This is a genomic window from Rhodanobacter denitrificans (genome assembly GCF_000230695.2).
Taxonomy (GTDB): Bacteria; Pseudomonadota; Gammaproteobacteria; order Xanthomonadales; family Rhodanobacteraceae; genus Rhodanobacter; species Rhodanobacter denitrificans.
Genome location: NC_020541.1, coordinates 3,226,184 through 3,241,362, shown reverse-complemented (window position 1 = coordinate 3,241,362; position 15,179 = coordinate 3,226,184). Strand labels below are relative to the sequence as shown.

Genomic DNA, 15,179 nt, shown 5'->3' with positions numbered 1-15,179 from the left:
AGCCCGGCGAGGTGGCGTCGGCGTGGGGAAGCGGGTTTGCTCATCGCATCGAACTCCGTGGTCACTGCAGGATCGCGGTGGTGTACGCCGGCAGCTGCAGGCGCTCGTGCTGCACCGTGGCGCCGGGCCCGCTGCGCAGCTGCACGCGGTGGAACGGCTGGCCATCCAGCGCCAGTGACTGCGGCTGGCCGGACAGGTTGTGCACTACCAGCATGCGGCCATGTGCGTCGTCGAGTTGCCAGGCGGCGATGTGCGGGTTGTCGCTGGTCCATGGCCGGATCGCGCCGTCGCGCAGGGCCGGCAGCTCGCTGCGCCAGTGGATCAGCATGCTGTAGTAGTGCAGCAGCGAATCCGCATCGGCCTGCTGCGCCTCGACCGAGACCTGCGGGCCGTCGTGCGCGGTGAAGCTTTTCCAGGTGGTTTCGCCCGGCGCGTCCGGCACGCGGTTCCAGCGCATCGGTTCGCGCAGATCCGGGTCCGGTTTCCTGCCGCGCATGCCCAGCTCCTCGCCGTAGTAGACGAACGGCTGGCCGGGCAGGGTGAGCAGCATCGCGGCGGCCATGCGCATGTGCTGCGGGTTGCCGCCCAGCTGGCTCATCACGCGTTCCTGGTCGTGGTTGGACAGGAACGGTGCGTCCACGCCGGACTTGCCGGCGACCTGGCGGTAGGCGGCGTCGGTGTGCGCGAGCAATGCGCCGAGGTCGCCGGCGCGCTCGCTGCGCGCGCTGTCGATCAACTGCACCGCCAGCGGGAAATCGAACACCGCGCTGAGCGGCTTGAAGTACGGCGCCAGCTCGTCGGCGGAGTCGCGGGTCACCTCGCCGACGACGTAGGCCGCCGGGTTGACCTGGTCCAGGCCACGGCGGAACTCGGACCACCAGGCGAGGTTCTTCTGCAGCGTGAGCGGGTTGTGGATGTCCGCCTTGAAGTCGTAGTAGATGTGCTGCGCGGCATCGAGACGGAAGCCGTCCACGCCTTTCTTCAGCCAGTACTGGCCGAGCTTGACCATCTCCCGGCGCACTGCCGGCGTGTCGTAGTCGAGGTCGGGCATTTCGCGGGAGAAGTCGCCCAGGTAATGCGCCTTGCCGAGCGCATGCCAGGCCTGTGCGCCGGCGGCGTCCTCGGCGTGCAGGTCGGTGTGCGGGCCGGCCCAGCTGTACCAGTCGTGATGAGGGTCGGCGGGATCGCGCGCTGCCTTGAACCACGGGTGCTGGTTGCTGGTGTGGTTGATCACCAGGTCGATGATCACCTTGATGCTACGCTTGTGCGCCTCGCGCAGCAGGCGCTCGAAGTCGGCCATGCTGCCGTACTGCGGGTTGATCGCGTAGTAGTCGGTGATGTCGTAGCCGTGATAGGTCGGCGAGGGGTTGATCGGCATCAGCCAGATGCCGCTGACGCCAAGCGACTTCAGGTAGTCGAGCTTGGCGGTGACGCCGTTCAGGTCGCCGATGCCGTCGCCGTTGGTGTCGACCCAGCTGCGCACGAAGATCTCGTACCACACGCCGGAGGGCGCCGACGCAGCCGGCGCGGCGGGCGCGGCCAGCGCCGGGGCGAACCCGCCCGACGCGAGTGCGGACAGGGCCAGCAGCATGGATGTCAGGAGTCGACGGATCATGGCGCTGCCGCCGCGGTGCGCTGCGCAACGTCCAAGGCGCCGCCGGCGCGCGCCACGAACTCGTGGTGCAGCGGCAGCGTGTTCTTCGCGCGGCCGATCAGGGTGCGGATGTCGGCGAGGAAACCGTCCAGTTGCGTGTCGGTCAGTGCGTCGGCCAGCGGGTGGTGGCGCTCCGGCACGATGCGCTGGCCCAGCAGCACCTGCACCCAGCCGGTCTCGGCGAACAGCTCCTCGCCTTCGCGGAAGACCATGCCGGTGCGGCGGAACAGCTCGATCCGGCGCGCCAGCGAGGGCGGAATCTCCATCGCACCGCACTGCTGCCAGAACGGCGTGTCGGTGCGCTCGGTGGCCTTGTAGTGCAGGATCAGGAAGTCACGCACGTGTTCGTACTCGAAGCGCGTCTGGCGGTTGTATTCGTCCGCCAGCGCGCTGTCGCAGCGGCGGTCGGGGAACATCGCCAGCAGGCGGCTGACGCCGGACTGCACCAGGTGGATGCTGGTCGATTCCAGCGGCTCCATGAAACCGGCGGCCAGGCCCAGCGCGAGGCAGTTGCGGTTCCACGCGAGCCGGCGCATGCCGGTGACGAAACGCAGCGGGCGCGGATCCCCCAAGGGCTCGGTCTCCAGGTTCGCCACGAGTTGCGCGGCGGCCTCGTCGTCGCTGATGAAGCGGCTGCAGTACACGTGGCCGTTGCCGGTGCGATGGCGCAGCGGGATGCGCCACTGCCAGCCGGCGGTGCGCGCGCTGGCCTGGGTGTACGGGCGCATCGGGCCGCCCGGCGCGCTGCCCACCGCCAGCGCACGGTCGCAGGGCAGCCAGTGCTGCCAGTTCTCGTAGCCGGTGTGCAGCGCACCCTCGATCAAGAGGCCGCGGAAGCCGGAGCAGTCGATGAAGAAGTCGCCGTCGACGCGTTCGCCGTGCTCCAGTTGCAGCGATTCGATGAAGCCGTCGCCTTCGCGCAGGCGCACCTCCACCACCTTGCCCTCGATGCGCTGCACCGCGCCCGGCGCGATGCGCTCGCGCAGGTATTGCGCGTAGCGCGAGGCGTCGAAGTGGTAGGCGTAGCGCAGACCGCCGAGCGGGCTGTCGGGAATCTTCTCCAGCGGCGCGAAGCGGTTTTCCGCGGCGGCTGCGGCGTTGAGCGAATACGCCCACAGGTCCGGCGCGTCCGCGGCGCCGCCGCGCGCTTGCACGGCGCGCAACCAGTAATGGTGGAACGGGGTCAGCCCCAGTGGCAGGCCGAGGTCGCCGAAGGCGTGCAGGTAGGAATCGCCGGGGCGGGTGAAGCCGTTGAGCTGCACGCCCAGTTTGTAGGTGCCGTGGGCGAAGCGCAGCATCTCGTCCTCGTCGATGCCGAGGAAGCGGTTGATGTGGCGGATCTGCGGAATGGTGGCCTCGCCCACGCCGACGGTGCCGATCTCGGCCGATTCGACCAGCCGGATCTGCACCTGCGAGCCGAGCGCCTGCGTCAGCAGCGCCGCCGCCAGCCAGCCGGTGGTGCCGCCGCCGACGATCACGATGCGGCGGATGCGGGGATCGTTCATGTCATGGCTCCTCGGCATCCGGTGTGCGCGGCGCGACGCCGTCGCGGGTCATGAAAAAAAAGCCCCGCCGGACAACACACAGCGGGGCACCTTGGGGAGGTAAGGTCGATACGACTTACTGGAACTTGTACGAGGCGCCCAGCGAATAGGTGCGGCCGTAGCGTTCCCAGGTCTGCACTTGGCGCGGGTCGTTGTTCTGGAACGTGGTGAAGATCTTGTTCGACAGGTTGGAGCCCTGCGCGATCAAGGTCAGGCCCTTCAGGCTGCCGCTGTCGAACGTGTAGCTCACCTGCGCGTCGTAGCTGCTGCCGCCCCTCAAGGTCTGCTCGACACGCGTGGCGCTGATGCCCGACACCTCGCCCAGGAAGTTGGAGCGGTAGTTGTCGCTGATACGCGCCTCGAATCCGTTGTGCTGGTAGTACAGCGTGGCGTTGGCGACCCACTTCGACAGGCCCGGCACGGTGATCGGCGTCGGATTGCCGGGGTAGACCAGCGAGCTCTTGGTGCGGTTGCCGGTGAGGATCACGCCGAAGCCGTCCAGCGGTTGCGCGATCAGGTTGAACGGCAGGTTCAGGGTGCCCTGAAGACCCTTCACGTAGCCGCGGCCATCGTTGGTCGGCCCGGTGACGATGCCGTAGGGGGTACCCAGCAGGGGCAACTGCTGCGCGGACAGCTTGAACGGCAGGAAGGGGCTGAAGTCGTACAGGAAGGACGCGTTCGGGTTGATGTAGTCGTGCAGGCCGATGAAGTAGCCCGACACCGAGAAGTAGCCACCGCCGCCGCTGCGGCACAGGTCGGAATTCTTCTGGTCGGCGGAGTTGCACTGGTAGCTGTTGCCGCCACTGAAGTAGTGCTCGTAGCTGACATTGAAGTTGTCGGCCATGGTTGGCCGCAGCTTCGGGTTGCCGCCCTTGGCGCTGAAGTAGGCCTGGTTCGGGTCGGTGCTTTGCAGGTGCGAGTTGTCGCCGCTAACCCCAAGACCGGCGTTCATCTGGTCCATGCGCGGGCGGGCCAGGGTGCGGGCGGCGCTGACGCGCAGGTCATCGTTGTCGGTGAATCCGAAGATCAGGTTCGCGCTGGGCAGGTAACGGGTGTAGCTGGTACTGCCGGTTACCGGGATCAGCACGATGTTGTTGCCGGTGGTGGCGCTGTCCGGCGCCACGCGCTCGCCGCTCGCACGCTGCGAGGTGCGCTGCGCCTGGATGCCGAAGTTGCCGCGCAGGCTGACGCCACCCAACTGGGTGTCGATGTTGAATTGCACGTACGGCGTGAAGACGTTCTCATGCGTCTTCCAATCCGGCGGCGTGCCGGTGTTGGAGCCGAATGTCGGCACGTTGGCCAAGCTGCCGTTGCCGATCAGGGCGAACGGGTTGTAGCAAAGCTGCGAGCCGACGCCCATCCACGACAGCGGATCGCAACTGCTGCCACCCTGGATCGCTGCGGTGGTGACGGCACTACCGCCGCTGATGGTGCCGCCGCCCAGGGTCAGGAAGCTCTGGTCGATGTGGTAGGACTTGTTGCGACGGCTGTTGCTCACGCCGAACTCCATGCTGGAGAACGGACCGCTGGCAAAGCTGCGTTCCACCGCGATGCGCACGTTGGCGAGCGAATCGACGGTGCGCGGCGCATTGATGAAGCCGGCCTGCACCACGTCGCTGCCCGCGCCCCAGCCCTGCGGGTCGGTCAGCACCACGCCATTGGTGTAGTCCAGCGATGGGTTGAGGAAGAGCATGCCGTTGCCGAGCTCGTTGAAGCCCACGGTGTCGGTGGCTCCGGTCTTGTTGTAGCCGGTGCCGGAATAGCTTTCGAGATTGACGTCACGACGAGTCGCGCGCGAGTAGTTCGCGTTGGCGTTGATCGTCCAGTTCTCGTTGATGGTGAACTTGTTTTCCCAGTTGAAGTTGGTGACCCCGGCGCTGGTGCTGTTGTAGTCGTTGCGGATCACCGGCGTCACGTTGGCGTAGGTGCCGCTCTGCACGAAGCCGCCGCCACTGACGTGGGGATCCGGTATCACCACGCCGCCGGGCTGCAGCTGCGCCGAGCTCCACCACAGCGGAAACTCCATGCCCTTGGCCTGCTGCACTTCCTTGAAGTTGTCGTAGGTCAGGTCGATGGTGCCGGTGTAGTGCTCGTTCGGCTGCCACTGCACGGTGGCCAGTGCGCCGTTGCGCTTCATCGAATCGGTGATGCCGAAGTTCTTCGAGCCGCCGATCACCGCGTCGCCGTTGCTATCGCTCGGATAGCCCCACGGCCCTTGGTGCTGGATCTGCGTGGGGTTGTTCTCCAGGTCCACGCCCAGGGTCACGCCCACAGTGTGGTCGGCGAACTGGTTCACCCACACGCCGTTCAAGTTGTAGCCCTTGTTGCTCACGCCCTTGCCCGGTGCCAGCTCGGACATGCTGTTCCAGATGTACTTGGCGTTCACCGCCGCCTCGGGGCCGCTCTTCTCCAGCGGGCGGATGGTGTGCATGTCGACCGTGCCGGACAGACCCTGGCCGATCAGGTTGGCGGAGGGCGACAGGTGCACCACCACGTTGTCGAACCAGCTCGACGGGTACTGATCGAACTGCACGTCGCGGTTGTTCGAGGTGGAGACCTGCTGGCCGCCGTTGACCAGCGCGGTAGAGAAGTCGGGGCCCAGGCCGTGGATGGTCAGCACCTGCGGGCGGCCATTCAAGGTCTGCACGGCGAGGCCGGGCAGGCGGCCGAGGGTGTCGGCGATGCTCACGCCGGGGAGCTTGCCGACCTGCTCGGCCGACACCGCCTCGACGATGGTGCTGGCGTTGCGCTTCAGCGCGGTGGAGTTCTCGATGCTGCTGATGAAGCCGTTGACTTCGACTGCCTGCATCTGTGTCTTGTGCTTGTCCTTTTCGTCCTTCTTGGACTGCTCGGCCGAGGTGGTCGGCGCCTGATCCTGCGTGCTCTGCTGCGGGCCAGCCGCGGGCGCGGTGGCGGCATAGGCCGCGCCGCACATGCCAAAGCATACCGATGCAATCGCCATCGCCAGCATGTTGTGTTTCAGAACCATGAAATCCCCTCCCACAAAGGTGTGTCGCCGTCGATCTCAGTTATTGGATTCCCCCGCGCTTCCGTCGGCGACGACCGTCGGCAGGTGCGCTGCCGAGGTTTTCGGCGGCGTGTTTGCATGGTAGGCCGGCAGTTCCGCAGCGAAGCATTTCCTGCATACGTATTCATGGCGGGCGCCGTATAGCGGTTATTGCGTTGCAGCACCGCGCGTCCCGACAGCGGCTCCCGGTGGCGCGAGCCGCGATGCGACTCGACCTTCGCCCGCAGCGTATGCGCCGCGGCCGATCGCCCCGCAGGCGCGGCATGCGGCAGCTGCAGCACGAATGAATACGTATGCACACCGGTGCTGATCGCAACAGGGCTGAGGCTAAGCTGATCGCCATTCCATGACGGGTGCGCAAATGTGCCCGCCTCATCGCGGGGACACGTCCTAATGAGTGATGCACCCTGGTGGCGCGGAGCCGTCACCTACCAGATCTATCCGCGCAGTTTTCTCGACACGGACGGCGACGGCGTGGGCGATCTGCCGGGCATCATCGAGCGGCTCGACTACGTGACCGGCCTTGGCGTGGACGCGATCTGGATCGCGCCGTTTTTCAAGTCGCCGATGGCCGACTTCGGCTACGACATCGCCGACTACCGCGACGTCGATCCGTTGTTCGGCACGCTGGCGGATTTCGACGCGCTGCTGGCGAAGGCGCACGCGCTGGGGCTGAAGGTGATGATCGACCAGGTACTCAGCCACACCTCGGCCGAGCACGCGTGGTTCCGCGAAAGCCGGCAGAGCCGCGACAACCCGCGCGCCGACTGGTACGTGTGGGCCGAGGCGAAGGACGACGGCAGCGCGCCGAACAACTGGCTGTCGCTGTTCGGCGGCAGCGCCTGGCAGTGGGAGCCGCGCCGCGGCCAGTACTACCTGCACAACTTCCTGACTTCGCAGCCGGACCTGAATTTCCACCATCCCGACGTGCGCGCGGCCATTCTCGACAGCGTGCGCTTCTGGCTCGACAAGGGCGTGGACGGCTTCCGCCTGGACGCGATCAACTTCTGTTTCCACGACGCCCAACTGCGCGACAACCCGCCCAAGCCGAAGGAGAAGCGCACCGGCCGCGGCTTCAGCCCGGACAACCCGTACGCGTTCCAGTACCACTACTACAACAACACGCGGCCGGAGAACCTGGCCTTCCTCGGCGAGCTGCGCGCGCTGATGGACCGCTACCCGGGCGCAGCCACGCTGGGCGAGATCTCCTCTGAGGATTCGCTGGCGACGATGGCCGAGTACACCCGCCCCGGGCGGCTGCACATGGGCTACAGCTTCGAGCTGCTCACCGACGACTTCAGCGCCGCGCACATCCGCGGCACGGTGCAGGCGCTGGAAGCGCAGATGACCGACGGCTGGCCGTGCTGGGCGATCTCCAATCACGACGTCGAGCGCGTGCTGACCCGCTGGGGCGGCGGCCAGCCATCCAGGCAACTGGCCAACCTGCTCACCGCGATGCTGTGTTCCCTGCGCGGCTCGGTGTGTGTCTATCAGGGCGAGGAACTGGGGCTGACCGAAGCGGAGCTGCCGTACGAGGCGCTGCAGGACCCCTACGGCATCGCGTTCTGGCCGCAGTTCAAGGGCCGCGACGGTTGCCGCACGCCGATGCCGTGGCACGACGCCGATGCGCAGGCCGGCTTCAGCCGCGGCACGCCGTGGCTGCCGGTGCCGCCGGAGCACCGCGCGCTGGCGGTGAACCGGCAGGAAGCCGACGCGCATTCGGTACTGCACGGCTTCCGCACCTTCATGCACTGGCGCAAGTCGCAGCCGGCGCTGCGCTGGGGCGACATCGCCTTCATCGACACCGCCGAGCCGGTGCTGGCGTTCACCCGCCGCCTGGACGGGCAGGCCGTGCTGGTGGTGTTCAACCTGGATGGCTCCGCCGTCGACGTCGACTTGCCCGCCGCATCCGGCGAGCTGCAACCGCTGGATGGCCATGGCCTGGCGAGCGGCTGTCTCGACGGCGGCCGGTTGCGATTGCCCGGCCACGGCGCGTGGTTCGCCCGCGTGGCGTAATGGCGCCGCGCCGCCGCCCGCTCGTGTCGTGGTGGCTGCTTGGCGTGCTGCTGCTTGCCGGCTGCGCGCCCGCCCTCGCGGCGGATGCCGTTGCCGGCGACGAGCCGGTGCAACTGCAGTTCGATGCACCCGCGTTCGCGCCGCAGCGAATCAAGGTGGCCGTCTATCTGCCACCCGGCTACGCACGGGCATCCGGCCGCCGCTACCCGGTGCTGTACGCGAACGACGGCCAGGACATGACGGCGGTCGGCCTGCAGCCGACCCTGGCGCAGCTGTATCGGGACCAGGCGATCGAGCCGCTGATCGTGGTGGCGATCCGCATGCTCGACGACCGCGCCAGCGGCTACGGCCTGTCCGACCGTGCCGCGGCGCGCAGCCTGGTCGGCGGTTCGCGGATCGGCCCGATCGGTATGCGCGCGCAGGACTATTCCGCATGGGTCGCCACCGCGCTGGTGCCGTATGTGGACACGCACTACCGCACGCGCCGGTCCGCGCGCGGGCGCACGATGCTGGGCTGGTCGCTCGGCGCGTTGAACGCGTTCAACCTCGGCTGGCAGTACCCGGAGGTATTCGGTCAGGTCGGCGCGTTTTCGCCCTCGTTCTGGCTGGCTGCGGACCGCAGCAGCGCCACTGCGATCCAGCACACGCGGCTGGCACAGGCGATGGTCGATCATGGGCCCGGGCGCGCGGGCCTGAAATTCTGGTTCGCGGCGGGTACGACGGAGGAAACCGCGGACCGCGACGGCGACGGCATCAACGATACGGTCGACGACGTGCAGGACCTGCTCGAAGGCTATCGCGGCGCCGACGGCTTTCGCGCACGTGGCCTGAAGCAGCTCGGCTATTCGATCAACCTGGACTACGCGGGACATCCGTCGCGCAGGGCGGATGCCTCGCTGTTCCTGTTGCCTGGCGGCCAGCACGACCAGGCGTCATGGAAGCGGATGCTGCCGCCGTTCCTGCGCTGGGCCTACGCCCGGCCCCGGCAAAAACCGTTGTAGGAGCCCGCTGGCGGGCGATGCTCTTGCTCTGAATCTCCGGAGCAGAAGCATCGCCCGCTAGCGGGCTCCTACATGCAGATGACAGACCGCGAACCTATTTCCGCTCGGCGGCGCTGGCGTCGCGGATGCCGCGGAACTCGGAGTCCTTGCTCCAGTCCGGCCACTGGCCGGAATTCGCCAGCTGGCTGCCCACGGCGTAGAGCAGCTGCAGGTCGCGCGCCATGCCGGTGAACGACCAGCTGGCCTGCCATTCGTCGGACGGCTGGTGGTAGTGCTTGGCGACGTATTCGTCCTCGGCCGCCTTGCCGGCCTTCAGGCCGCCGTTGACCCAGTCGTTGCCGGAGCCGAACGAGATCGCCGGCACGCCGCGCTTGGCGAACGAGAAATGATCGGAGCGGAAGAAGTGGCCGGCCTCCGGCTTCGGGTCGGCGGTGTAGCTCATGCCGTACTGCTTCGCGTCGGCGATCAGGTCGTCCAGCAGGCCCAGCTTGGCGCTGCCGGAAATGGTGAAGTTGCGCGCGGGGCCGTGCGGGTCGAGCGCGTCCATGTTGAGCACGCCGGCGGTGGTGGCCAGCGGGTACAGCGGGTTGGCGGCGTAGTACTCGGAGCCGAGCAGGCCCTTCTCCTCGGCGGTGACGTTGAGGAACACCACCGAGCGCTCGGGCCGCGGTGCGTGTGCAAATGCGCGGGCCAGCTCGATCAGCGCCGCGGTGCCGGTGGCGTTGTCGACCGCGCCGTTGTAGATGCGGTCGCCCTTCGCGTCGGGCTGGCCGACGCCGAGGTGATCCCAGTGCGCGCTGTAGATCACCGTCTGCTCCGGGTGCTTGCTGCCCTCGATGCGGCCGACGATGTTGTGCGAGGTGATCACGCTCTTGTCGACCTTGAAGCTGGCCGACAGGCTCTCGCCCTTCAGCGTCACCGGCTTGAACGCCCGCGTCTGCGCCTGCTTCTTCAGCGCGTCGAAGTCCAGCCCGGCGTGCTTGAACATCGCAACCGCGAGGTCGCGCTGGATCCACGCCTCCAGTTGCGGATGCACGGCCGAGGGCTGGTCGCGCACGATATCGAACATCGTGTTGGTGTTGGAGTTCTTCACCGTGGCCCAGCCATACGAGGCCGGCGCGGTTTCGTGCACGATCAGCAGGCCCAGCGCACCCTGCCGCGCGGCTTCCTCGTACTTGTAGGTCCAGCGGCCGTAGTAGGTCATCGCCTTGCCGCCGAAGTCGCCGTGCCCGGTCTCGAAGTCGGGGTCGTTGACCAGCACCACGGCGATCTTGCCGTGCAGGTCGACGCCCTTGAAGTCGTCCCAATGGCGCTCCGGCGCCTTGACGCCGTAGCCGACGAACACCAGCGGGGCGTTCTCGATCGCCACCGCGGTCGAGCCGTCCATCGGTGCGCGCACGGCGATCTGCCCGCCCTGGCTCAGGGCTTCGTGTTTGTCGCCGAGGGCGAGCGTGAGCTTCGGCGTGCCGATGATCTGGCTGCGTCGCAGCGGCACCGCCTGGGTCCAGCCGCGCTTGCCGTCCTTGAGGTCGCCGCCGGGCTGCAGCCCGGCGGCCTTCATCTGCGCCACCACGTAGTCGATCGTCTTCGTCTCGGCCGGCGTGGCCGGGCCGCGGCCCTCGAACGCGTCCGAGGACAGCGTCTTCACTTCGGCGGAGAGGCGTTCGGTGCTGAAGGCCGGGACGTCGGCGGCCTGCGCAGCAGAGCACGCGGCGATGATCAGGGCGGAGAGGAGCAATCGCTTCACGGGCAGTCACCGGTCGGGGAAGAGGTTCCCCGATGGTAGTGAGCATCCGCCGACAGGTCTATCCGGTGCCGGGCGACATGTTCCTAGTACGTACCGATCACCTTGCCGCTGGTGGGGTCGATCTTCAGCTTGACGTGGTTGCCGGCGGGGTTTCTGGCCTTGGCCGTCCACATGCCGTCCTCGAAGTCCACGTCGTGCACGTGCGTGTAGCCCTGGGTTTCCAGCGCCGCGCGCACGTCCTGCTTGCTCAGCCGCGACACCTGTTCATCCGGATACACCTGGCCGGTGCCGGCGTCGATGCGCAGGTCCACCCGGCTGCCGTTTGCGCTCCTGGCCTCGGCGTACCACATGCCGTCCCTGAACTTCAGGTCGTGCACCTTGGTGTAGCCCTGCGCGGTGAGCTGGCTTTGCACCTGCGGTTCGGTCATCGCCTGCTGCGCCGCCGCAGCGGTGGGGAGTACCAGTACCGGCGTTGCCAGCGCCAGGGCGAGGGTCAGTGGGGCGAGCTTGTGGGTCATGGCGGGGCACCTCGTTGCTTGCGGGAAACCCGAGTCTCGGGTCGACCCGTTCAACCGGCAGTGAATGCGGCCTGCCGGCGGCAGCGCGCGTTCAGGCAGGTGATGCTGGCGTCAAGCTTTTCCCGGGCACGCCGATATCTTGTGCTCGTGCCCGGCAGCCACCAGTTGGCTATAGTGCCGGCTGGACAGGGGGACGAGGTTTCGATGAGCGAGCGATCTTCAGGACCGCAGGGCACCCGGTTTTTTTCCACCGAGGCGTTGCGGCGGTACGCCAGCGACGCCGAAAGCGCGACGGAGCGCCCGATCAGTGTGCGCGAGCCGGTGCTGGAAGGCAGCAGCCTCGGCATCGAAGGCCATCGCTTCGCCTTGGGGCCGGGCCGGCAGGCGATCGGTCGCCGCGCCGACAACGAGATCGTGATCGACGACCTCAGCGTATCCGGCAACCACGCCTGGATCACCAATCAGCGCGGCCGCTGCGTCATCGTGAACACGTTGTCCACCAACGGCACCTTCGTGAACGACCGGCGCATCCACGAGGCGGCCTTGCGCCACGGCGACCACATCCGGCTGGGGCAGGCGGAGTTCGTGTTCCTGACCCGCGAGCACGGCCAACCGGAACCGGCATCGCGGCGCCGGATCGTCGTTGCCGTGCTGCTCGCCGCCGTGGGCGCGCTGGCCGCGCTGGCGTGGTGGTTCTTCGGGTCGCCGTGAGCGAGGTCGCCATCCCGCAGCAGGTCGGCCGCTACCGCATCGAGGGTGTCCTCGGCGAAGGCGCGATGGCGGTCGTCTATGCCGGCTTCGACCCGGACATCGAGCGCAAGGTGGCGATCAAGTGCCTGCACCGCGAGATTGCCGCCGATCCCGTCTACCGGCGCCGCTTCCTGGTCGAGGCGCGCGCCGCCGGCCACCTGACCCACCCGCACATCGTCACCATCTTCGACGTCGGCGAGACCGACGACGGCCGTTCGTACATCGCGATGGAGCGGCTTTCGGGCGAGACGCTCGCCAGCGCGGTCACCCGCGAAGGCTTTCCGTCGCTGCCGGTGATCATCGACCTGGTGGGTCAGCTCGCCGCGGCGCTCGACTATGCGCATGCGCGCGGCGTGCTGCACCACGACGTCAAGCCCGAGAACATCATGCTGGCCGACGGCTGGAGCTACGCCAAGATCAGCGACTTCGGCATCGCCGAGCGCCGCGGCGTGCTGCGCGATGCCGGCGGGGTATCCGCGGAAGTCGGCGGCACCCCGGCCTACATGGCGCTGGAGCGCCTGCGCGGCGAGCGCACCGACGCGCGCAGCGACCTGTTCTCGCTGGGCGTGGTGCTGTACTGGCTGCTCACCGGCAAGCTGCCGTGGCCGGACATCGGCAACCCGCAGCAACTGGTCAGGAAGCGCCTGCGTTCGCCGCGCCCGCCGATCCGCCCGCGCGACCCGGCCACGCCGTCGATCCTGGTCAGCATCGTGCGCACCCTGCTGGCGCCCGCGGCGGAGTCGCGCTACCAGCGCGGCGCCGAGGTCATCGAGGACCTGCGCCTGGCCGCGCGCGAGTACGAGCGCGAGCGGGAAGACCCGCTGGCGACCCGCATCATTTCCCTGCGCCTGCGCTGGGCCAGCAGCCTGGGCGCGATCCTGAGCCTGGTGCTGGTGCTGGGACTGGCCGCGATCTACGCCAAGCAGAGCGCCGCAGTGACCGGCGTGGCGCTGGATTTCGGCAGCTCGATGGGGCGCATGATCGCCAGCGAGTCGGCCGAGAACCTGCTGCTCGGCGACCAGGCCGCCACCCGCGCGCTGGTCACCGACGTTTCGCGCAACCGGCAGATCCGCTACCTGGCGATCGCCGACCGCGACGGCGGCGTCATCGCCAGCACGCAGCCGCAGGAGGTCGGCCAGCGGCTGTCCGCGCCGGATGGGGAAAAGTACCTGCCGCGATCGGGCGACATCCAGAGCTACCTCAGCCGCACCGCGGGCGGGCGCGAGCAGGGCGGCATGCTGTTGTTCGACGTGCCGATCCATTACCAGGCCAAGACGGTGGGCGACCTGCGCCTGGGCATCAGCAATGCGGCGCTGCGTGCGGCACAGCGCACCACGTTGTGGGTGATCGCCGTGGTGCTGGTGCTGACCCTGGCGGCCGTGGTCGGCGCGGCCTACTGGCTGTTCCGTCGCCCGCTCAACACGCTGGACCTGCTGGGCGACGCGTTGCTGAAGGTGGCGCGCGGCGACTTTCGCCATCGCATCCGGCTGGCCCGCCGCGACGAGCTGGGCCGCCTGTTCGCCGCCTTCAACCTGATGAACGGCGCGCTGCAGGCCCGCCAGCACCGGTCCGGAATGGCCGCGCCGGCTGCCGTCGAGGACGTCACGCGACCGACGCGGATCATGTCGGCGGCCAGCGAAGAGGGCGCCGGCGAGTCCTGAAGCTGCGGCTCAGTATTGCTTGAGCCGCTGCTTGAGTTCGCGCGCGCGGGTGCGGTAGACGATCGCCGGCTCGTAGTCCGGCGCGATCGCCAGGATCCGGTCCCACAGCGCGATGGCCTGGTCCAGCTGCTGATCGCGGTACAGCACGATCGCGCGCTCGTGGTACGAGTCCAGCAGTTGCTTGCGCAGCGCCGCCGCGCCGGTCCCGGCCGGCTTCAGGCCGGGGTCGAGGGTCAACGCCTGGTCGAGGCGGGCCAGCGCCTGCTGCCGATGGCCCTGGCCGAGCAGGGACACGCTCTCCTCCTGCAGCCGGCGCGCCGCCGTTGCCGGCGATTCGCTGGCCCGCACGATCGCCGTCGGCAGCACGGCGTCCGCCGGCACCGCGGCCGCGGCATCGGCAGACAGCGGCATGTGCAGCGTCTCGCCGACGCGCAGCCGCGAAGGGTCGGTCGAGCCGTTGTAGCGGGCCAGGATCAGGAACTGGTTCGCGTCGCCGAGATAACGCTCGGCCAGGGTGCTGTAGGAGTCGCCCGGCTGCACCACGTGCGCGCGCCAGCGCTCGCCCAGCAGCTGCCGCGGATCGGCGGTGAGCTGGCGCAGCATGGCGCGCGCCGCGCGGTCGCCCGGATGCTGTTCCAGGTAGTGTCGCAGGGCCTTTTCGCCTTCGGCGTAGTGTCCGGACTGAAGCTGGTTGCCGATCGTGGCCAGTGACCGCCCGCCGGACGCACTGGCCGCCGTTGACGCCGCCGTCGCCGTCGGCGGGGACGATGGCGTGGTCACCACCGAGGAATGCGCGCCGCGCAGCGAGCTGCAGCCGCCCGCGCCCAGCGTGGCCAGCATCGTCACCATCAGCGCCAGCTTTCGCCATCGGCCGGTGGTGTCAGACGGCAGGGCGTGGGCGTCGATCGGTGTGTTCATCGTGTGGAGCTTCGCTCTGGCGGCATTCATCTAGGCCTTCCGTGTGCGCCGGGGCTTCGCCTGCGCCGCCGCGATCAGTTGCTGCAGGTAGGTGATGCCTTCCTCTTCCGGGAAGAACGCCACCACGTCGGCCACGCTCAATTCATGCCGTCGGCGCAACGCGAGGAATTCCTCGCGCGCCCGCGCCAACCGCTGCGCCGCCACGGCCTTCTTGCCGAGCGGCTTGGCCGGCGGCGGTTCGGCCTGGCGTTCGAGCCTGGTCAGTTCTTCCTGGAACTGGCGGAAATCGTATTTCTGGGTGGTCATGAAGTAGAGGGTATCGGTGGTTGGTCCGATTTTCGC

11 protein-coding genes are annotated in these 15,179 nt (G+C 68.3%); 4 read left to right on the top strand and 7 right to left on the bottom strand.

Features of this window, described 5'->3' with window-relative positions; translation table 11 throughout:
- Nucleotides 1-61: 61 nt before the first annotated feature.
- From R2APBS1_RS15050 to R2APBS1_RS15040, 3 genes are all read right to left on the bottom strand, one after another.
- On the bottom strand, nucleotides 62-1,615 hold the full coding sequence (locus tag R2APBS1_RS15050; RefSeq protein ID WP_015448585.1) for an alpha-amylase family glycosyl hydrolase: 1,554 nt from the start codon (nucleotides 1,613-1,615) through the stop codon (nucleotides 62-64).
- Nucleotides 1,612-3,159 (bottom strand): tryptophan halogenase family protein, encoded by a 1,548-nt coding sequence (locus R2APBS1_RS15045; RefSeq protein WP_015448584.1) that lies wholly within the window; start codon nucleotides 3,157-3,159, stop codon nucleotides 1,612-1,614. Before R2APBS1_RS15045 ends, R2APBS1_RS15050 begins: the two co-directional genes overlap by 4 nt.
- 115 nt (nucleotides 3,160-3,274) lie before the next feature.
- On the bottom strand, nucleotides 3,275-6,187 hold the full coding sequence (locus R2APBS1_RS15040; protein ID WP_015448583.1) for a TonB-dependent receptor: 2,913 nt from the start codon (nucleotides 6,185-6,187) through the stop codon (nucleotides 3,275-3,277).
- A 432-nt stretch (nucleotides 6,188-6,619) separates the two neighbouring features.
- Between R2APBS1_RS15040 and R2APBS1_RS15035 the strand changes: the two genes are divergently transcribed.
- Together R2APBS1_RS15035 and R2APBS1_RS15030 are read left to right on the top strand one after the other, a co-directional pair.
- Complete coding sequence (locus tag R2APBS1_RS15035; protein WP_015448582.1) at nucleotides 6,620-8,242, top strand: alpha-glucosidase family protein; 1,623 nt, start codon at nucleotides 6,620-6,622, stop codon at nucleotides 8,240-8,242.
- The gene (locus R2APBS1_RS15030) at nucleotides 8,242-9,243 is read left to right on the top strand and encodes an alpha/beta hydrolase (RefSeq protein ID WP_015448581.1); all 1,002 of its coding nucleotides are present in this window, start codon (nucleotides 8,242-8,244) and stop codon (nucleotides 9,241-9,243) included. Before R2APBS1_RS15035 ends, R2APBS1_RS15030 begins: the two co-directional genes overlap by 1 nt.
- 94 nt (nucleotides 9,244-9,337) lie before the next feature.
- Here the strand turns inward: R2APBS1_RS15030 and R2APBS1_RS15025 are convergent, their stop codons facing one another.
- Together R2APBS1_RS15025 and R2APBS1_RS15020 are read right to left on the bottom strand one after the other, a co-directional pair.
- A complete protein-coding gene (locus R2APBS1_RS15025) occupies nucleotides 9,338-10,990 on the bottom strand; it encodes a M28 family metallopeptidase (RefSeq protein WP_015448580.1) in 1,653 nt (550 codons plus the stop codon).
- Between the two features lie 83 nt (nucleotides 10,991-11,073).
- The gene (locus R2APBS1_RS15020; protein WP_007511504.1) at nucleotides 11,074-11,508 is read right to left on the bottom strand and encodes a PepSY domain-containing protein; all 435 of its coding nucleotides are present in this window, start codon (nucleotides 11,506-11,508) and stop codon (nucleotides 11,074-11,076) included.
- A gap of 204 nt (nucleotides 11,509-11,712) precedes the next feature.
- Here R2APBS1_RS15020 and R2APBS1_RS15015 point away from each other — a divergent pair, with 204 nt between their 5' ends.
- The gene (locus R2APBS1_RS15015; RefSeq protein ID WP_015448579.1) at nucleotides 11,713-12,219 is read left to right on the top strand and encodes an FHA domain-containing protein; all 507 of its coding nucleotides are present in this window, start codon (nucleotides 11,713-11,715) and stop codon (nucleotides 12,217-12,219) included.
- On the top strand, nucleotides 12,216-13,919 hold the full coding sequence (locus tag R2APBS1_RS15010; protein WP_015448578.1) for a protein kinase domain-containing protein: 1,704 nt from the start codon (nucleotides 12,216-12,218) through the stop codon (nucleotides 13,917-13,919). Before R2APBS1_RS15015 ends, R2APBS1_RS15010 begins: the two co-directional genes overlap by 4 nt.
- A gap of 9 nt (nucleotides 13,920-13,928) precedes the next feature.
- Here R2APBS1_RS15010 and R2APBS1_RS15005 read toward each other — a convergent pair whose 3' ends face one another.
- Nucleotides 13,929-14,867 carry a LysM peptidoglycan-binding domain-containing protein gene (locus R2APBS1_RS15005; protein ID WP_015448577.1) on the bottom strand — a complete coding sequence of 313 codons (939 nt, stop codon included), beginning with the start codon at nucleotides 14,865-14,867 and terminating at the stop codon, nucleotides 13,929-13,931.
- The gene (locus tag R2APBS1_RS15000) at nucleotides 14,868-15,143 is read right to left on the bottom strand and encodes a hypothetical protein (RefSeq protein WP_015448576.1); all 276 of its coding nucleotides are present in this window, start codon (nucleotides 15,141-15,143) and stop codon (nucleotides 14,868-14,870) included.
- Nucleotides 15,144-15,179: the final 36 nt, after the last annotated feature.